Source organism: Neobacillus sp. NRS-1170 (assembly GCF_050468025.1).
On sequence record NZ_JBITPF010000066.1, the window covers coordinates 83,061 to 101,624 of the forward strand.

An 18,564-nucleotide genomic window follows, 5' to 3' on the forward strand; every position below is an offset into this window, starting at 1 on the left:
TTGAAAATAATATTTTTAATGCTGTACCCCGTTATAGTTTTGTTCGGAAATTTGCGTGAGAGCTTCCTTCGCCTGATCATCCGTTAATGCATGAATAGCAAAATCCCCTAGTGAGACAATTCCGACTAGTTTTCCATCCTCAACCACTGGAAGCCGGCGTATTTGATTCTCCGCCATTAACTTAGCCGCATCATTGCTGGAGGTTTCCGGAGATACAGTGATAAGCTTGTCGCTCATGATATCTTCCACTTTAGTTGAGCCCGGGTGCTTTTCTGCTACTCCCCGAATTACAATATCACGGTCTGTAATCATACCGACAAGTTTTTCTTGATCCACAATTGGAATGGCTCCAACATTTAGTTCTTTCATTTTTACCGCAACTTCAAAGATGTTATCTAATAATGTACAGCATTCAATTTCATCTGTCATAATATCACGTATTTTTTCCATTTTCTCGCCCCCATGTATTTTTGCTCGGAACATAATGTAGGTTGTCCAATAGAGAATGATTTATTCGTTGAATGTATCCATTGCAAGTTATCTGATTTTCCTCTATTATTAAGAATGAATTAAACTTGCTATAATACCAATACTGAATCTATAGGGGCATGGCATTGTTTTTTAGGAGGGATTAATTGTGAAATTCGAGAACACTGGAATTGAAAAATTTAAAGCTGAAATTAACCGTTTGGATGAAGTTATGCATGATCACGGTTTAATTCGCGCTGGTCAATGGGACTACGACCGTGTTACATATGACCGCAAGTTTGAAATGAAGGAAGGGGTTTTTTACCTTCGTGTTCAAGGCTATGCGGTTGAAGGTGATGTCGATACTTTTAAGGCAACTATTCAATTAATGACACCACTATTAGGTAAACATTATTATCCTCATGGGGTAGAATATGGCGAGGGTGAAAACTTCCCAGCTTCCCTTGTTACCCAGTGCAAAAAAATTCTTGATGAAGTAAAGAATGAAATTAGTAAATTTGCTGAGTAAATAAGATAAGACGCGTGAAAATATTCACGCGTCTTTCTTTGTTTAAAATCCAAGAATTGCTTTTATCATGGAAGTGGTTTCTCCACCGCGATAAAAAACGTAAAGTAACAAGTAAACTGCTACACCAGTAATCGAAGTAAAGAACCAAACAATACTTGTAATAGGGCCTAACCGGCGATGAAGAGCAAGCTTATTTTTATTACCCGTTATTAAAGAAATAACACCTAATACTGCACCAACGGTGGCTAATGTGATATGAAATATTAAAAAAACAGTGTAATAAATTTTAATATTATCTGGGCCGCCAAATGAAGTATTCCCTATAAAAATGGTTCTAGAAGCATAAATAATAAAGAAAATTAGGGCAAATAAGCTCGCCATGAACATTGTCTTTTTGTGAGCCTCTATTTTTTTTTGCTTTATTTGCCACCAGCCGATAGCAACTGTAATCCCGCTTAAAACAATAAAGGTTGTACTTATTGTTGGTAAAATCGGTAAGGAATTCATAAACAATCCTCTCTTTTAACATTTTTCTATAATAATAGTAGTGTATTTCCCCATTGTTTTCAATCTAAATCCATTATTGAAGCCTTCCATAAAAAAATCTCCCAAGTTTTTGGGAGATTATTTAATCAGCGATGGATTCAACGATTGCTTCAATTCCCGGTCAGATTCAGCCTGGTCTTTTCGGTACCATTCAAAGAAAACATGCCCAAGCATCAAGCCATAAATGATTTCTTGAATAATTTTCATTAACACCCCGCCAAGCTGTTGGTCATGAAGTAATGACATCGAACTAAACAGCTCAGGACCGCTTAAATTTAAGCTATCAAAGTTGGCGGTTCCCACACATAGGCTCATGACCTGTCCCCAAACATGCGGATCAGAATAAGTAGCATAAATAGGTGTATCAGCAAAAATAATAAGCGCACATGCAGGGGTTAATAGAATACCATCCGCAAATATATAGCCGACCTTTTTCAAACCACTTAAGTTTTGATGTTCTGGCATTTGGTTAATTAATGGCCACCACATAAAAATGGCAACAACAAACAAAAGAATGGAATAACCCGCATGCAGCCAAATATTCTGCATAACATGATCGAAAATAATCGGAACATGGTAAAACGAAAAGAATCCATTAAATAGGATTAAAGCAATAAGTGGTTTTGTAAAAATCTTAAACAAAGAGTTGATTACTCTAACACTAAATAGCTTCCTCCAAACCCAAGTAGGTACACCATAGATAAAAATGGGCGGCACGATTAATACTAGGGCAGCCATTTGAATCATATGCACCCAAAACATTAGATGGGCAAGTAAATCAATAGGAGAACCTTTGATGGCATAAAGAAGAACCATCGATACAAAAAATAATAAACCCTGTTTCTTTGATAAGGGTTCACTGCCAGGAAATAAACTCCTGAATTTAGTAGTCAGGATAAAAAATCCCGCAGTTAAAACCGCCAATATTACTAAAAAATAAGGGCTCCAAAGTGCTTTAAAACCAAATATGTCTAAAGAAAGCACTGCATATCACCTCAGTATAAATTAAAAATAGTACAGCTTCATTATACCCTTGGCCTAATTGAGAAGCAAAGCGATGATATTTTCCAATTTTAAAAAAGAAAATCGGCCAAAGCCGATTTTCCTTTTTGTTTATTTACCACCAAATAATTGTTGAAAAAGCTAATACAGTTATCGCTCCTACTAATACACCTGAATACAAGAAAAGCGATGGAGCTTCATGGCCTTTATGGCTCATATGCATGAAATAATAAAGCTGAAAAATTACTTGAACAACAGCTAAAAGGATAATAAATGGAACTGTAAACCAAGAAGTAAATCCTTTAATAGCTACAGCCGCAAATGCAATTAAAGTCAAGAAAATCATTAACGCAAAGGAAACTACCTGATATCTCATCTCTTCTGCACTTTTCCGGCGTCGATATTCAATGTCAACTCTTGGATTACCAGAATTTAATTGTGGATTTGCCATCTTTTTATCCCACCATTCCCATTAAATATACTACGGTAAAGATAAAGACCCAAACAACGTCGATAAAGTGCCAGTATAAACTAAATACATAGAACTTTGGCGCATTGTAAAGGTTTAAACCGCGTTTTGCATTGCGCATCATTAGGGTAATACACCATAACAAACCAAATGCAACGTGTCCTCCGTGGAAGCCAACTAATGTATAGAAGGCAGATCCAAACGCACTGCTTGTGAATTTATGACCTTCATGAACATAATGGCTAAATTCATAAACCTCTAGGCCTAGGAATCCGGCGCCTAATAAAGCCGTAATTCCAAGCCAAACCATCATTTTGCTAAAAGCAAAGTTTTTCATGTGATACATTGCGTAAACGCTTGTTAATGAACTCGTTAATAACAGCATAGTAGCCACAAATGTCAGCGGTAACTCAAATAAATCCTTTGCTAAAGGCATGTTTGTATTAGGTACTTTATCCTTCAATGCAAGATAAGTTGCAAAGAGTGAGGCAAAAAGAACTGTCTCTCCTCCTAAGAAGAACCAAAAACCTAAGAATTTATTTTTTGCTTCAAGGGTTGATTTTTCCGGCGCAGCAGGCCATGTTTCATATGTGAATTTTTCTTCAGCGTGCATTATGCCTTAACCCCCTTATCATCTTCGTCTAAAAGCTCTTCCTTGTGAATATGGAAACCATGATCATCTTTAACTGAACGCATGAACATTGCTCCAAAAGTAATAAGTAAGCCTAAAATCATCACTGGCAAAGCCCATGATTCTTTATCAACATGATACATTGCACCAAATGCGGCAATGAATAATCCTAAAGCCATAACAAACGGTAAAAATGATGAATTAGGCATATGGATATCACCAAGCGGTTCTGCTGGTGTCATACCATTTTTACCTTCCATTTTTTCGATCCAGTAAGCATCTAAACCACGTACCAGTGGAAGCTGTTTAAAGTTATAGAATGGTGGAGGTGAAGGAATCGCCCATTCAAGCGTTCTGCCGTCTCCCCATGGGTCATTTCCAACTCGAACATTTTTAACTGAAGTCATGATGATATTGATTAACATAACAATAACACCTACAGACATAAAGGCTGCTCCAAGTGAACTAACCGCGTTCGCTGTCTCGAACCCTTGACCTGGAAGGTATGTGAATACACGTCGTGGCATACCCCATAGGCCTAAAAAGTGCTGGATAAAGAATGTCATATGGAAACCAATGAAGAAAGTCCAGAATGTAATCTTACCCATAGTTTCATTCAACATTGTACCAAACATTTTTGGCCAATAAAGATGTGTACCAGCCAGTAATGCAAACACTACACCACCGACAATAACGTAGTGGAAGTGAGCGACAACAAAATAAGTATCATGATATTGATAGTCAGCTGCTGCAGCGGCAAGCATTACACCTGTTACCCCACCGGCAACAAAGGAAGGTATAAAGGCAAATGCATAGTGCATTGGAGTCGTGAATTTCACACTTCCTCCCCACATTGTAAACAGCCAGTTAAAGATTTTAATACCAGTCGGTACACCAATTGCCATTGTTGCTACAGCGAAGATGGCATTGGCAACTGGTCCTAAACCTGTTGTGAACATATGGTGTGCCCAAACCATGAATCCTAAGAAACCGATTAACACGGTTGCGAACACCATTGAGGAATAACCGAATAAACGTTTTCTTGAAAACATCGAAAAGATTTCCGAGAAAATACCGAACGCTGGAAGTATTAAGATATAAACTTCAGGGTGTCCGAAAATCCAGAAAAGATGTTCCCAAATAACTGTATTACCACCCATTGAAGCTTCAAAGAAATGGGATCCAAACATACGGTCGAACATCATTAACACAAGTCCTACTGTTAACGGCGGGAAAGCAAATAAAATAAGCGCTGAGGTTACAAATGTTGTCCATGTAAACAATGGCATCCTCATATAGGTCATACCAGGTGCGCGCATATTAATGATGGTTACTAGGAAATTAATACCACCCATCAACGTTCCAAAACCTGAAATCTGCAAACCTAAAATATAGAAGTCAACACCATGCCCTTTTGAAGCAATGGCAAGTGATGCATATGATGTCCACCCTGCATCAGGTGCGCCTCCTAAAAACCAAGAAAGGTTAAGAAACACTCCTCCGAAGAAGAACAACCAAAAACTAACGGCATTAACAAATGGAAATGCAACGTCACGTGCGCCAATTTGAAGCGGCATTACCGCATTCATAAAGGCGAATACCAATGGCATGGCAGCTAAGAATATCATCGTAGTACCGTGCATGGTAATAATTTCATTAAATAATCCTGCACTTACAAAATCATTGTTTGGCACTGCAAGCTGGATGCGGATAAATACTGCCTCAAGTCCGCCAACTAAGAAGAATAATCCACCAGCAATGAGATATAGGATGGCAATTTTTTTATGGTCAACTGTTGTTAAATAGTCCCATAAAGTTGCGCCAAATCCCTTTTTTTGAGCATAGGTACTCACAATTTTACCTCCCTTTCAACCAATTCCCCTTTTATTCCTGAACCTTTAATCCCATTAAGTAGTCTGCTAAAGCATCAATTTGATCATCGGACAGGTTACCATATTTACCAGTCATCAAGTTACCTGGCTTATACGTTTCAGGATTTTCAATCCACTTTTTCACATTTTCTTTATTATGTTCCATAATACCCGCTACGCGAGAACGGTCACCAAAGTTTGATAAGTTAGGTGCGATTCGTGCAGTATCAGGCATTTTGTTAGCAGGTGTAACGGCGTGACAGCCGATACAGCTCTTATTAAAAATTTCTTGTCCTTCTGAAGCTGCTGCAGTTGACGCTTTTAACGGTTCTTTTACATCTTGCATTGCCGTTACCCAAGCATCGAACTTATCCTTGCTAATTGCTTTTACTTTAAAGTCCATTAAAGCATGGGATGGACCGCAAAGCTCCGCACATTTACCATAGAAAAGATTTCCTGCATCGTTTGCTTTTTTATCATCGAACTCAAGCCAGAATTTATTGACATTTTCAGTATTGACATCCATCTTTCCGCCAACAGCTGGAATCCAGAATGCGTGTTTAACATCTGCTGACTTTAAGTTGAAATATACTTTTTCATTAGTAGGAACAACAAGTTCATTACTTGTTACAATTTTCTGTCCTGGGTATTCAAAATCCCACCAGTATAAATGCGCACGAACGTTAACCACAAGTGCCTTAGAATTCTTCTTGTCCATCGGTGATACATCTGCAAGCTTAAATGTTGCTGCCACAGTTGGAACAGCGAGAACTAAAAGTAAGAGAATCGGAATAACTGTCCAAATAATTTCTAATTTATGACTACCTTCAACTTGCTTTGGAATTGTCTCGTCCTTTCTTCTAAAACGGATAAAAACCAAAACGAAAATAACCATTACTACAATGATTACCCCAACCATTATCAATGTACTAAGCTTCATTAAATCATATTGCATGTCTGCAACTTCACCGGCAGGATTCAACGTAGAAAGGTACGGTTCACCACATCCGGAGAGTACAAGCGCTAAAATCGCAAACAACGATATCAAACGCCACTTTGCAAGCCTTTTCATAGCTTAATCAAACCCCTCTTTCGCTTATAAATTCTTAAATTTTTTTTTGACCAAAGAAGTATGTAGGATGATTCTTCCCTATTTAATTGTTCACAGGAAAGAATCGTTTAGCAAAACTAAATTAATGTAACTAAAACCATCGCTACAAAAATAATAGTTAAATATTGCAATGAATAAACAAACATTAGTTTTGCCCACTTTATGTCATCTTTGATCTTATATCCATAAATCCCTAACACCAGCCAGCCAATATTTAATATGGTAGCTAGAATTAGAAATGGGATTCCTAATTTAGTTAGAAAAATTGGGATTGGCAATAAAAGAGCCACCCAGATTAAAATATGAATTTTTGTGGTCTTAAAACCTTTAACCACAGGAAGCATTGGAATTCCCGCTGCTCTGTACTCCTCAACCCTTCTCATGGCAAGTGCATAAAAGTGTGGCGGCTGCCAAACAAACATAAGGACAAATAAGGCCCATGCCATTGGATCAAGATTTCCATCTACTGCTGCCCAACCAATTAATGGCGGAACTGCTCCTGAGATACTCCCGATTATTGTGTTCGATACCAATTGGCGTTTTGACCACAGTGTATAGAGGCAAACATAACTAAAAACTCCAAGCAGTCCAATTACTGTTGCAGTCCAGGTAGTAAAGAATAAAAACAGTGTTCCCAGTCCAATAAGTAAAATACCCAAGCCAAGAACTTTTATCGGAAGTACCTTCCCTGTTACTGTAGGCCTAGCCTTTGTTCTATCCATCAAATGGTCAATATCCCGATCCACGTAATTATTAATTGCACATGAACCAGCAATAATGAGTGAGGAACCTGCTACTGTAAAAAATACAATATCAAGGTTATTTAAAAAGCTTTGCCCTGAAAAATGCAGCGCCAGCCATAAACCCGAAAAGGTGGTAATAAGATTAGAATTCACAATTCCAATTTTTATTAGTGCCATAAAATCTTTCCAAACAGAAGTTTTTTCTGTATCAGCATGAAGGCTTGAAGTACCATTCTCAAGGGTGGCATCTCCATAAGCCTTTGGGTTGGACATATTTTTTCCTCCTAATCCTTAATAACCAATATTCACTAACAGAAGCGTATCAATTCTACTTTTATTTTTTCTATTTCCATTAATTTCATTTTAACAACACTTTCTCTGTATATTAAATCACACTTTGCGATATTTTTGTGAACTTTTTTTGAATAATTTTTGACTAATTTGTGTCAATGGCAATTCACTACTTATTATACTGCACTTTTTAAAATCTAGTTAAAAAATAATATGTATTTTATATGTATTTTCTAATCCTCCATTATAGTTCTAACAGACTCCAAATAGAGTTTCAACGTTTTTCACTATAATAATAGTGTAAAATAAAAATTATTTATTAGGATACTTAGAATAAAAAATTTACCTTAAAAATCTTGACTGAAATTCTGTTCTTTTTCCTATTTATTCGTTATGATGGGATAGGTACTTTTAATCTTTCTACTTTTTTCATTCATTATACTGTCAAGGAAATTCTTTGACAAATGTTTGAACTTTCTTAAGAGGTGAATTTTTTGCGACGCTCTTTGAAGTGGTTGGCTGTAGCCACTACAATCGGAATGATCTTTATATTAATTGGAGGAGCCTTAGTTACAAAAACTGGTTCAGGAATGGGATGCGGCCACTCTTGGCCATTATGTCATGGGAAATTTCTCCCTTTAGAAATATCTCCCAAATTAATCATTGAACTTGCCCATAGGCTTGTCTCAGGTGTAGTTGGAATCATGGTGTTAGTTCTTTCTATTTGGGCATGGAAGGAAATTGGTGATATAAGGGAAACAAAATTTCTTTCTTTTCTTTCATTCTTCTTTTTACTTCTGCAGGGATTAATTGGCGCTGCCGCTGTGAAATGGGGCCAATCTGATTTTGTGCTTGCCTTGCATTTTGGGATTTCACTCATTTCGTTCGCATCTGTATTTTTGTTAACACTGCTTATTTTTGAGGTTGATAAAAAATTTGAAGCAGATAAACTGGTAATTGACAAGCGAATGAGATTCCATATTGTAGCTGTATCTATTTATAGTTACCTGGTGATTTATTCCGGAGCTCTAGTACGCCATACAAAATCAAGCCTTGTTTGCCGGGATTGGCCTTTATGCTTAAATGATGCCCCTGCCCTTCCTAGTAATATGTACGAATGGGTGCAAATGGGACATAGGGCAGCAGCAGGAATCATTTTTATCTGGATTGCCTACATTACTCTTTTCGCCGTTCGCCATTATAAGGACCAAAAAGTTCTATATTGGGGTTGGATTATTGCCTTCGTCCTTGTTTGCTTACAAGTGATTGCAGGAGCATTGATTATTTTTACCAGCTTAAATCTTTATATCGCTTTGCTGCATGCCTTCTTTATTACGTGCCTGTTTGGCGTTTTAAGTTACTTTATCCTTCTATATTCTAGGACTAAAAGGGACCACTAAAAGAGTTGCCGAAATCTTTTCGGCAACTCTTTTTTTAAGCCTTATTTAGTTCAAGCAATAAATCACCTGTCTGAATTGCATCTCCGTTTACTACATAAATATCCTTTAATACCCCTGTAAATGGTGCTTGCACAGTTGTTTCCATTTTCATCGCTTCCGTAATCATTAAATGATCACCGCGTTCTACCCTTTCCCCCTTCTCCACTAGTACCTTAATAACTGTTCCTGGCATAGAGGCTGAAAGATGGAGTTCATTTTTTGGATCGGCTTTTAACCTCGATAATACCGTGGCTTTAATACTTTCATCTTTAATAACCACTTCACGGGACTGTCCATTCAATTCAAAATAAACAATTCTTGTTCCATCTGCTTGGGGCTGACCAATCGAGACAAGCTTTACAATCAGTGTTTTTCCTGTTTCGATCTCCACTTCAATTTCTTCACCCAGGCGCATACCATATAAAAATGTTGGGGTGTCTAGTACAGAAATATCTCCGAATTGTTCAACCGTCTTGGTATATTCCATTAATACCTTTGGATACAGTGCATAAGAGATAATTTCAAAGGTAGTAACTTGTCTGCCGAGTTCTTGAAATAACTCATTCTTAAGCTGTTCAAAATCAATTGATTCTAATAGCTCACCCGGTCTGACCTCTAAAGGTTTTTTTCCTTTTAAAATCACTTTTTGCAATTCCTCAGGAAAACCTCCATGAGGCTGACCTAGATATCCCTCAAATAACTCAATAACAGAATCAGGAAAATCAAGCGACTGCCCCTTTTGTAACACATCTTCCTCTGTCAGCTCATTTTGCACCATGAATAATGCCATATCTCCGACAACCTTTGAGGAAGGCGTAACCTTTACAATGTCACCAAACATTTTATTTACTCGGGTGTACATGTTTTTAACTTCATCCCAATGTTCTCCCAGCCCGACTGCTTTTGCCTGCTGCTGAAGATTACTGTATTGCCCCCCTGGCATTTCATGCTGATAGACTTCAGAATGCGGAGATAATATCCCACTCTCAAAATCCTGATAATACTTGCGGACATCCTCCCAGTAATAGGATAATTTTTCAAGTGCTTTGATATTAACAGCCGGTTTCCTGTTTGACCCTTCTAGAGCGTAATGTAAAGAATTAGCACTTGGCTGGGAGGTTAAGCCCGCCATTGTACTTAGGGCCGTATCCACGATATCTACACCACCATCTATGGCACGTGCATAAGTGAAAATTCCGTTTCCACTGGTATCATGTGTATGGAGATGGATTGGAATATCAACCGCTTCTTTTAATTCTGATACTAGCCTATAGGCTGCTTCCGGCTTCAATAAGCCTGCCATATCCTTTATTCCTAAAATATGAGCCCCCTGCTTCTCTAGTTCTTTTGCCAATGTTTTATAATAGGCCAGATTATATTTGGTTCTTGTTGGGTCCAAAATATCACCGGTGTAACAAATGGATGCCTCCGCAATTTTTCCTGTTTGTCTAACGGCATCAATAGCCGTTTCCATTCCTTTAACCCAGTTTAAGCTGTCGAAAATCCGAAACACATCAATTCCGGCAGAAGCCGATTGCTGAACAAACTCTTTTATTAAGTTGTCAGGGTAGTTTTTATAGCCGACGGCATTAGCACCGCGTATCAACATTTGAAACAAAACATTCGGAATTTTTTCACGTAGTGTTAATAAACGATTCCAAGGATCCTCTTTTAAGAAACGATAAGAAACATCAAATGTGGCACCGCCCCACATTTCAAAAGAAAATAACTCTGGTAAAAGTTTTGCTGCAGGTTCGGCAATTTGAACAATATCTGTTGTCCTCATGCGAGTCGCTAATAAGGATTGATGAGCGTCCCTAAAGGTCGTATCCGTTAGTAAGACCTGCTTTTGATTTTTAACCCAATCCATCAGCCCTTGTGCACCATACTTATCTAGTATTTGCTTGGTTCCTTCTTGGAAAGGCATGTCATATGGTAAGGCTGGGATTCTTGGCTTCGAAAATACGGGTCTTTTCTTTTTTTCAATGCCAGGAAAGCCATTTACGGTAACTGTTCCAATATAGCTAAGCATTTTCGTTCCACGGTCTTTACGTACCGGAAACATAAACAGCTCAGGGGTCGTGTCAATAAAAGACGTATCATATTCACCATTTCTAAACTTCTCATGTTTGACGACATTTTCTAAAAAGGGAATATTTGTTTTAATTCCTCTTATTCTAAATTCCTGTAAATTCCGAACCATTTTAGATGCAGCTTGTTCAAAAGATAATGCCCATGTTGAGAGCTTAACAAGCAATGAATCGTAATATGGTGTAATTACCGCACCTTGAAAGCCATTACCAGCATCTAATCGTACTCCAAATCCTCCTCCAGAACGGTAAGCCATTATTTTTCCTGTATCTGGCATAAAATTATTTAGGGGATCTTCTGTGGTAACACGTGACTGAATGGCATATCCATTCAGCTGGATTTTATCCTGCTCAGGAATCCCAATAATCGGACCATGGAGGTCATGACCCTCGGAAACTAAAACCTGCGTTTGCACGATATCAATCCCTGTTACCATTTCCGTTACGGTGTGTTCAACTTGTACGCGCGGGTTTACCTCAATAAAATAAAAGTCATTTCCTGCGACAAGAAATTCTACAGTACCAGCATTTATATAGGAAACATTGTTCATTAATTTTACGGCTGCATCGCATATCCTGCCCCGCAATTCATTAGAAATGGAGACACTTGGAGCAACCTCGACTACTTTTTGGTGTCGCCTTTGTACAGAGCAATCCCTGTCAAATAGATGGACTATATTCCCGTGTTTGTCACCAATGATTTGCACTTCAATATGCTTCGGTTTTTCAATTAATTTTTCCACATATACTTCGTCATTCCCAAATGCTGCTTTCGCTTCAGATTTAGCACGGTTAAATGCTTCCTTAACCTCTTCATGGCTCCTGACGATTCTCATCCCGCGGCCACCACCGCCGAGTGAAGCTTTAATAATAATCGGATATCCATGCCTCTCTGCAAAATCCTCTACTTCGGCAAGATTATTTACAGGACCATCACTTCCCGGAATGACGGGAATTTCCGCTAACTCTGCCTGCTGTCTTGCTTTAACCTTATCGCCAAACATATCAAGGTGTTTCGAGGTCGGACCAATAAAAATGATCCCTTCTTCTTCACATCGTTTGGCAAAATGAATATTTTCAGACAAAAATCCATAGCCCGGATGAATGGCATTGGCTCCACTTTTTTTAGCAATAGCAATGATGCCATTAATATCCAAATAGGCGTCAATTGGTTTTTTGCCTTCTCCAACTAAATAAGCTTCATCTGCCTTATAACGATGATACGCACCAGAATCTTCCTTTGAATAAATCGCAACAGTCCGAATATTCAGTTCTGTACAAGCGCGAAAAACCCTAATTGCTATTTCTCCCCTGTTGGCAACCAACACTTTATTGATTTGTCTAGTCACTAGTAGCACCTCAAATTCTATGTATTTTTAAAAACGCGAGGATCTTAAAAGGCCCCCGCGTTTTGATTAAAGATAAAAAACATTTCCATCACGATTCTGTTGTTTTTTGTCAGCTTGTTCTTGCTTATTTTTATATTTTTTTTCATATTTGACAAACATCGAAACATTAACAAGTATTCCAGTGGCGGCAGCAAGCATTAACAGGGATGAACCGCCGTAGCTAATATATGGCAGCGGCACACCAGTAAGCGGTATAATTCCTGATACACCAGCTAAATTGATAAAGGATTGGATCCCAATCATGCTGGATATCCCAATAGCAAGCAGACTTCCAAATGGGTCTTTACATTGTACACCAATATAAATTCCTCTCAATACCACATAGGCCAATAATAGAATGACGAAGCCCACACCCCAAATTCCTAGTTCTTCTGCAATAATAGCCATAATAAAATCTGTATGTGATTCCGGTAAATAGCCGAGTTTTTGAATACTCTTTCCTAAACCAAGTCCATTAACCCCTCCAGAGCCAATGGCTATGTATGAGTTTGCTAAATGAAAACCAGCATCCTGGGCATCAGCAAAGGGATTTTTTAGAACGTGAAAACGGCTCATTTGCTCCGCAGAAAATAATCTTCCAGTAGCCCATAAGACTAAAATCACCGGAATAAGAATGATAAGAGCCGATATTACTAATTTACCGATACTTTTAGGACTCATCCCAGAGGATAAAATGATAGTAGCTGCAATAAGAGCAATGATAAATGCCGTACCAAAGTCTGGCTGAATTATAATAAGAAAACATACTACAAACAGATATACCAAGGGCGGAAGGACACCCTTATTAAATTGATTGATATAGGCTTGCTTTTTTGCATAAACACTCGCTAAATAAATAATCACAGCCAGCTTTACAAACTCAGCGGGTTGAAATAAAAAACTCCCTAGTTGGTACCAGCTCTGTGCATTGTTCTTTGTTTGTCCAAATACAAATAAACCAAGCAGGGTAATTATTGAAGCAAATACCATTGGCACCTGAAACCATTTGGTAAACTGCATCATTTTATATGGAATGATAGCTGAAATAATAAAGATCAAAGCAAAAACTAGCAAAAATATTTTTTGTCTTTGATAGAAAAAATCGCTGGCAACTTCATATCTTTGGACCGCATAAGCCATACTTGCACTATAAATCATAACCAGACCAAAAGCACATAATAGGATTATGGCAATTATCAATGTATAATCATAGGATTTTAATATCTTTTTAACCATTTTATATTTCCTCATTTTCAAAATTAATTTACACATATTATTATAATGGATTCTGCAGTTCATTACTTGAGGAAATGTTACCGTTAAGATATTCATTCAATAGAGAATATTCTGAATAGGTTAATTAATAAAAAACCCAAACAATTCCACTCCATTGTTTGAGTTAATGACGTTTATTTTCTTAAAGATGCGTCATGCAAGGCAGATAATTCTCTTTCTAATTTATCTAAGATCGCCTTTCCATCCTTACCATCTATTAAGCCTAATCGAACAGCAAAGTCTATTTCTCTTGAAAGGCCAAACATTTGCGTATCCAACACCTCTTCATATAGAGGGCATTGAGGGGCCGTAAGATTGTCCATTTGCACTTTGATAAGCTTTAAAATTTTTTCAGCGTCAGCCTGCAATAAAGCAAAGGCTTTTTCCTGGTGATTCACGATCATTTCAGACGCCAACATTCATCCCCCCAATTCAGAGCGATTATACAACTTATCTATAAATTTTACCTTTTACTATCGAAAATTGCAAGAACAATAAGGTGTACTGCATGGATTATGACATTCCTATAAAAAAAAGCTATACTTAGTATTGTGAACTTTAGGGGGTAAAACAATGGAAAATATTATAATGATTACAGGAAAAGTGAAATATACGATAACTCTTGATCCTAGTGTCTGGATTTTCGACGACCGCCGCGTTGATTTAAACACGTATTTTTCGAATGAAAAAGAGAATGTGAATGCATTGGAAGAGTATACAAAAACTGTTTCAAAGCATTGGGATCGTGAAATTACTGAAGGAGCAATCTATCCGCCCACTTTAAAGACAGAGAAGAACTTTGAAAAAGTAAAAGTTATGACTGGCACCTTTGGAATTCCTTTTAAGCCATTCTTGCAAAATGCCGAACCAGCTGATGATGCCAGGGCTCTTGTCGTGCAATGTTCTGACAAGGACTATGAGTTTCCTCTAGATGAGGCCTATGAGTTAATCCTGGGCTTTTCTAAAAACGGGAAACCATTATCCCTTGATGGTCCTGTTCATGTATATTTAGGAAATGGCTCTAATCAGGAAAATCCTATTAAAGATGTAACAAAGTTCAAGGTTAAATAATAAAACGGGTGCCAAAGGGCGCCCGTTTTATTTTTTTAATTATAGTAAATCCGCGGCAAGCCTTGCTAAACCTGATCTTTCCCCTTTTAATAGTTTCACATGGCCTGATATGACCTGGTCTTTAAACCGTTCCACAACATACGTAAGACCATTGTTATAGGCATCAAGATAGGGATGATCGATTTGTTCCGGGTCACCCATTAAGACAATTTTACTTCCCTCTCCTACACGAGTTAAAATCGTTTTTACTTCATGTTTTGTCAGGTTCTGCGCTTCGTCAATGATAATAAACTGTTTTGGTAAACTTCTGCCGCGAATATATGTTAACGCCTCAACCTCAATTGAGCCCATCCCTGCTAAAATTGCATCTAATTCACCTGGTTTTTTTGTATTAAATAGAAATTCTAAATTGTCGTAAATAGGCTGCATCCACGGCCGCAGCTTTTCCTGCTTTTCTCCCGGCAAAAACCCCAAATCCTTTCCAACCGGTACGATGGGCCTCGCGACCAAGAGCTTTTTATATTCCCGGAAATCCTCTGTCTGCATTAAACCAGCAGCAAGGGCCAGCAAGGTTTTTCCAGTTCCTGCCTTTCCAATTAAGGTGACAAGTGGTACATCCTTTCGCAACAATAGTTCAATTGCCATCGTTTGCTGGACATTCCTTGGATGAATTCCCCAAACATGTTCTTGATTTAAAACCAATTTCTTCACTTTTTTACTGGTTTTATCGACCATCCCTATTGCTGAAGCTGAAGTGCCATTGGAATCTTTCATGATGAGAAACTGATTTGGATAAAAAGGATGATTCGCTATTTCTGAAAGAATTAATTCTCCTTTTTCATAATAGCGGCCCAATAACTCAATTGGTATAAATACCTCATAGAAACCCGTATATATATGGTCGATTTCCACAACACGGTCATTTAAAAAATCCTCTGCATCTAAGCCAATCGCATCTGCTTTTACCCTGACAAGAGCATCTTTACTGACAAGAATTACCGGTTTTCCATTTTCCTTTGTTTGCTCTTCTAAGTATAAATTTTTGGCCACCGCAAGGATGCGGTTGTCATTTGTTTTTTCGATAAAAATGTCTTGAAGCTCATGAAAGGTGCGATGATTTAACTCGATTCTGATTGTCCCCCCATTTTCGAGTGGAATCTTTTCATGAAGCTTGCCTGAGGCCCTAAGACCATCAATTAATCTTGATACATGTCTTGCATTTCTCCCGACTTCATCCATGTACCTCTTCTTTGAGTCCACTTCTTCGAGAACGACTGCAGGAATAACAACTTCATTGTCTTCAAAGGAGAAAATGGAATACGGGTCTTGTAGCAAGACATTTGTATCTAACACGTATATTTTGCTCAAAGCGACGCCTCCGCTTCACTTGGTGTAAGGCTTGTTAAATATGGATTAAACAAACCTTTTGCTAGATTGGACTTTGGTAAAATATATGTTTATTGGAATAAAGATAGAAGACGTTCCGCACAATAAATGTTAACAAGACTTTCTTTAAGGTGGGGTTAAAATGAAGTATTTTTTGATGACATTTACTATCTGTTTACTTCTTGGCGGCTGTAATCCCGATAATAATAAAGAAACAGCAAAAAACGGAAATCAGTCGTTAGTAAATGTTAAAAACAGTTATATTGAAAATGTTGATCGTAAAACAGGACAGCAAATATCCAAGCGGTTGGTCAAGTTGGCAACCAGTATACCTAATGTAAATGATGCAACTGCCGTTGTTTTGGGTAAATATGCGATTGTCGGAATTGACGTGAATTCAAAAATTGATCGTTCTCAGGTAGGCTCCATTAAATATTCCGTTGCTGAGAGCTTAAAAAAGGATCCTTATGGGGCGAATGCGGTTGTCGTGGCTGACGCTGATACAACCCAGCGCATAAAAGAAATACAAGCAGATATAAATAAAGGAAGACCTGTTCAAGGTATTATGGAGGAGCTGGCAGATGTTGCAGGCCGGCTAATGCCAGAGATACCAGGAGACTTAATTACACCAAGTCCGAAAAACGCAACGGATAAACCGGACAAAAAGTTGCCATCAGACGAAGAAAAAAAGCTTAACAAGGAACAGGAAGATCAATCCAATCATTATAAATGAAAAAAGCTTAGGATTTCCTAAGCTTTTTTCATTGCTTCCATAACCTGTCGATCTAATTTTTCTGCTGCATTTTTATCATATGTTTTATCGTATTGTACTTCTGTGACTATTTTTGATCCGTAAAACATTACATCTCTTACTTCTTTAATAGTTATTTCCACCAAAGCCAATTTTAACGGGACATCAGGAAGTCTTTCTTCTTTAATGATTGCTTCTCCCTGAATCGAATATGTAGATTCGTTAGCAATTAAATTAATGACTGCTTTGTTATTATTTTTAATATTCTCGAGAATTCTCGAACGGTTATCGACTGCAAAGTAAATCGTACCTTCATCTTTCGCTAGTACCCAGGAAATTGCACTAACATTAGGGCCTCCCGTTTCATGATCAATTGTGGCTAATGTAACGAATCTTTCCTTTTGCAGTTCATCATATAAAGGCTTTATTAGTCTTTCTTCAACCTGATTTGCCATTCTTACAACCCCTTCATTATTTCCAAATATCTATTTTAAAACAGATATTCTCATATTACTACTATCCCTTTTTTTTAACAACCTAAACACTTATTTTACGTAACGCCCTTTGAACTGGTATAGTATAATAAAATTATTCCATTTTGATAAATAAATTAAGAGGTGCTTTAATGAGAGTTAAATGTGTAATTTGCGATAAAATTGAAGCGATTGAAGATGAGTCATTAGCCGCAAAGAGGCTCCGAAATCGACCAATCCATACATACATGTGTAAAAGCTGCAGCGAGAGAATTGCTAAGAAGACAAATGCCAGAATAGATACAGGTAATTTTAAGTTCTATAGGGCAAAATCCGAGAAAGATGAATGGTAAAAAGGATGAAGGCATATCCCTTTCGGGATATGCCTTCTTTTTTATTCTTCGGTTGGGTAGTTCTCATACTTTTCTGGCTCTTGATTAATTTGATTGAGCATTACCTCAATTAATTCACGGGGATACCGTGTTTTTTTATTTTCCCCGTTTTGTTGATAAGACAAATAGTACATCATATCATCGGTTGTGATTTCTATATTCGATACATGATGCTGTGAGGTTAAAATATCATCAAAAAGATCTAGCGTTTCTTTAGCGGCTGAATCATCGGGACGCGCATCGCTGACAATCTTTATCGTAAGCCAATTATACAGTTCATCCTGTAAGGATTTCATTACTTTTAACCCCCGTTACTTTGCTTCTGTCTGCTGTTTCTTCGATTGGTGTAAGCGGATTTTATATATAATTAATATTAAAGCCGCAACAACAAGTCCTTCGGCAACAGGCAAAAAGATGCCCAAAAAAGTAAGAATTGTACATCCTACACATAAAAAGATGTAAATGATAATTGATTTACCAAGCGGCAGCTTTTTGGCAAAACCCAGTTTATATACAACAATCGAAAGTGCAACAATTGTTAGATATAAAAGCCACATTCCCACTTTGGGCTGTTCGCTTACCTTATAGAGTGCAGCAAAGAATGAGAGGCGTTCTGCAACATCCACGATAAAACCTCC

20 protein-coding genes are annotated in these 18,564 nt (G+C 37.7%); 5 read left to right on the top strand and 15 right to left on the bottom strand.

Going from position 1 to position 18,564, the window contains the following annotated elements; translation table 11 throughout:
• Positions 1-15 precede the first annotated feature (15 nt).
• Complete coding sequence (locus tag ACIFOT_RS24445) at positions 16-450, bottom strand: CBS domain-containing protein (protein ID WP_430069037.1); 435 nt, start codon at positions 448-450, stop codon at positions 16-18.
• A gap of 187 nt (positions 451-637) precedes the next feature.
• On the opposite strand from ACIFOT_RS24445, the gene ACIFOT_RS24450 reads away from it, so the two are divergent.
• A complete protein-coding gene (locus tag ACIFOT_RS24450; protein ID WP_430069040.1) occupies positions 638-997 on the top strand; it encodes a YugN family protein in 360 nt (119 codons plus the stop codon).
• Between the two features lie 42 nt (positions 998-1,039).
• Here the strand turns inward: ACIFOT_RS24450 and ACIFOT_RS24455 are convergent, their stop codons facing one another.
• From ACIFOT_RS24455 to cyoE, 7 genes are all read right to left on the bottom strand, one after another.
• Positions 1,040-1,504: a DUF420 domain-containing protein gene (locus ACIFOT_RS24455; protein ID WP_430069043.1), complete on the bottom strand. Its 465-nt coding sequence runs from the start codon at positions 1,502-1,504 to the stop codon at positions 1,040-1,042.
• A gap of 117 nt (positions 1,505-1,621) precedes the next feature.
• Positions 1,622-2,527 (bottom strand): cytochrome c oxidase assembly factor CtaG, encoded by a 906-nt coding sequence (gene ctaG / locus ACIFOT_RS24460; RefSeq protein WP_430069046.1) that lies wholly within the window; start codon positions 2,525-2,527, stop codon positions 1,622-1,624.
• 133 nt (positions 2,528-2,660) lie between these two features.
• Positions 2,661-2,996: a cytochrome c oxidase subunit IVB gene (gene ctaF, locus ACIFOT_RS24465; RefSeq protein WP_430069049.1), complete on the bottom strand. Its 336-nt coding sequence runs from the start codon at positions 2,994-2,996 to the stop codon at positions 2,661-2,663.
• Between the two features lie 4 nt (positions 2,997-3,000).
• Positions 3,001-3,627 (bottom strand): cytochrome (ubi)quinol oxidase subunit III, encoded by a 627-nt coding sequence (locus tag ACIFOT_RS24470; protein WP_430069052.1) that lies wholly within the window; start codon positions 3,625-3,627, stop codon positions 3,001-3,003.
• Positions 3,627-5,498: a cytochrome c oxidase subunit I gene (ctaD, locus tag ACIFOT_RS24475; RefSeq protein ID WP_430069055.1), complete on the bottom strand. Its 1,872-nt coding sequence runs from the start codon at positions 5,496-5,498 to the stop codon at positions 3,627-3,629. Before ctaD ends, ACIFOT_RS24470 begins: the two co-directional genes overlap by 1 nt.
• A 31-nt stretch (positions 5,499-5,529) precedes the next feature.
• Positions 5,530-6,588: a cytochrome c oxidase subunit II gene (gene coxB, locus ACIFOT_RS24480; RefSeq protein WP_223595944.1), complete on the bottom strand. Its 1,059-nt coding sequence runs from the start codon at positions 6,586-6,588 to the stop codon at positions 5,530-5,532.
• Positions 6,589-6,704: 116 nt separating this feature from the next.
• Positions 6,705-7,643, bottom strand: a complete 939-nt coding sequence (gene cyoE, locus ACIFOT_RS24485; protein ID WP_430069058.1) for a heme o synthase — start codon at positions 7,641-7,643, stop codon at positions 6,705-6,707.
• A 512-nt stretch (positions 7,644-8,155) separates the two neighbouring features.
• Between cyoE and ACIFOT_RS24490 the strand changes: the two genes are divergently transcribed.
• Entirely contained in the window at positions 8,156-9,061 is a 906-nt protein-coding gene (locus ACIFOT_RS24490) for a COX15/CtaA family protein (protein WP_430069061.1), read from the top strand.
• Positions 9,062-9,095: 34 nt separating this feature from the next.
• On the opposite strand, the gene pyc is transcribed toward ACIFOT_RS24490, so the two are convergent.
• The 3 genes from pyc to ACIFOT_RS24505 all read right to left on the bottom strand — a co-directional run bounded on the left by pyc (position 9,096) and on the right by ACIFOT_RS24505 (position 14,269).
• The gene (pyc, locus tag ACIFOT_RS24495; protein ID WP_430069064.1) at positions 9,096-12,539 is read right to left on the bottom strand and encodes a pyruvate carboxylase; all 3,444 of its coding nucleotides are present in this window, start codon (positions 12,537-12,539) and stop codon (positions 9,096-9,098) included.
• 66 nt (positions 12,540-12,605) lie between these two features.
• A complete protein-coding gene (locus ACIFOT_RS24500) occupies positions 12,606-13,814 on the bottom strand; it encodes an FtsW/RodA/SpoVE family cell cycle protein (RefSeq protein WP_430069067.1) in 1,209 nt (402 codons plus the stop codon).
• A 173-nt stretch (positions 13,815-13,987) separates the two neighbouring features.
• Complete coding sequence (locus ACIFOT_RS24505; RefSeq protein ID WP_223596031.1) at positions 13,988-14,269, bottom strand: YlaN family protein; 282 nt, start codon at positions 14,267-14,269, stop codon at positions 13,988-13,990.
• A 157-nt stretch (positions 14,270-14,426) separates the two neighbouring features.
• On the opposite strand from ACIFOT_RS24505, the gene ACIFOT_RS24510 reads away from it, so the two are divergent.
• Positions 14,427-14,924 carry a peptidyl-prolyl cis-trans isomerase gene (locus ACIFOT_RS24510; protein ID WP_430069070.1) on the top strand — a complete coding sequence of 166 codons (498 nt, stop codon included), beginning with the start codon at positions 14,427-14,429 and terminating at the stop codon, positions 14,922-14,924.
• 39 nt (positions 14,925-14,963) lie between these two features.
• On the opposite strand, the gene ACIFOT_RS24515 is transcribed toward ACIFOT_RS24510, so the two are convergent.
• Positions 14,964-16,292, bottom strand: a complete 1,329-nt coding sequence (locus tag ACIFOT_RS24515; RefSeq protein WP_430069072.1) for a PhoH family protein — start codon at positions 16,290-16,292, stop codon at positions 14,964-14,966.
• 160 nt (positions 16,293-16,452) lie between these two features.
• Between ACIFOT_RS24515 and ACIFOT_RS24520 the strand changes: the two genes are divergently transcribed.
• Positions 16,453-17,043, top strand: coding sequence for a YhcN/YlaJ family sporulation lipoprotein (locus ACIFOT_RS24520; protein WP_430069075.1), 591 nt, complete (start codon positions 16,453-16,455; stop codon positions 17,041-17,043).
• A 17-nt stretch (positions 17,044-17,060) separates the two neighbouring features.
• On the opposite strand, the gene ACIFOT_RS24525 is transcribed toward ACIFOT_RS24520, so the two are convergent.
• Positions 17,061-17,516, bottom strand: a complete 456-nt coding sequence (locus ACIFOT_RS24525) for a pyridoxamine 5'-phosphate oxidase family protein (protein ID WP_430069078.1) — start codon at positions 17,514-17,516, stop codon at positions 17,061-17,063.
• A 170-nt stretch (positions 17,517-17,686) separates the two neighbouring features.
• Between ACIFOT_RS24525 and ACIFOT_RS24530 the strand changes: the two genes are divergently transcribed.
• Positions 17,687-17,887 carry a YlaI family protein gene (locus ACIFOT_RS24530; RefSeq protein WP_430069081.1) on the top strand — a complete coding sequence of 67 codons (201 nt, stop codon included), beginning with the start codon at positions 17,687-17,689 and terminating at the stop codon, positions 17,885-17,887.
• A gap of 41 nt (positions 17,888-17,928) precedes the next feature.
• Here ACIFOT_RS24530 and ACIFOT_RS24535 read toward each other — a convergent pair whose 3' ends face one another.
• Both ACIFOT_RS24535 and ACIFOT_RS24540 read right to left on the bottom strand, forming a co-directional pair.
• Positions 17,929-18,222, bottom strand: coding sequence for a hypothetical protein (locus ACIFOT_RS24535; protein ID WP_430069084.1), 294 nt, complete (start codon positions 18,220-18,222; stop codon positions 17,929-17,931).
• 15 nt (positions 18,223-18,237) lie between these two features.
• Positions 18,238-18,552: a YlaH-like family protein gene (locus ACIFOT_RS24540; RefSeq protein ID WP_430069086.1), complete on the bottom strand. Its 315-nt coding sequence runs from the start codon at positions 18,550-18,552 to the stop codon at positions 18,238-18,240.
• Positions 18,553-18,564 lie beyond the last annotated feature (12 nt).

Coding starts and splice junctions, on each gene's coding strand:
- ACIFOT_RS24445 (WP_430069037.1), bottom strand. CDS start 450: ATGGAAAAAATACGTGATATTATGACAGATGAAATTGAATGCTGTACA.
- ACIFOT_RS24455 (WP_430069043.1), bottom strand. CDS start 1,504: ATGAATTCCTTACCGATTTTACCAACAATAAGTACAACCTTTATTGTT.
- ctaF (WP_430069049.1), bottom strand. CDS start 2,996: ATGGCAAATCCACAATTAAATTCTGGTAATCCAAGAGTTGACATTGAA.
- ACIFOT_RS24470 (WP_430069052.1), bottom strand. CDS start 3,627: ATGCACGCTGAAGAAAAATTCACATATGAAACATGGCCTGCTGCGCCG.
- coxB (WP_223595944.1), bottom strand. CDS start 6,588: ATGAAAAGGCTTGCAAAGTGGCGTTTGATATCGTTGTTTGCGATTTTA.
- cyoE (WP_430069058.1), bottom strand. CDS start 7,643: ATGTCCAACCCAAAGGCTTATGGAGATGCCACCCTTGAGAATGGTACT.
- ACIFOT_RS24500 (WP_430069067.1), bottom strand. CDS start 13,814: ATGGTTAAAAAGATATTAAAATCCTATGATTATACATTGATAATTGCC.
- ACIFOT_RS24510 (WP_430069070.1), top strand. CDS start 14,427: ATGGAAAATATTATAATGATTACAGGAAAAGTGAAATATACGATAACT.
- ACIFOT_RS24520 (WP_430069075.1), top strand. CDS start 16,453: ATGAAGTATTTTTTGATGACATTTACTATCTGTTTACTTCTTGGCGGC.
- ACIFOT_RS24525 (WP_430069078.1), bottom strand. CDS start 17,516: ATGGCAAATCAGGTTGAAGAAAGACTAATAAAGCCTTTATATGATGAA.
- ACIFOT_RS24530 (WP_430069081.1), top strand. CDS start 17,687: ATGAGAGTTAAATGTGTAATTTGCGATAAAATTGAAGCGATTGAAGAT.
- ACIFOT_RS24535 (WP_430069084.1), bottom strand. CDS start 18,222: ATGAAATCCTTACAGGATGAACTGTATAATTGGCTTACGATAAAGATT.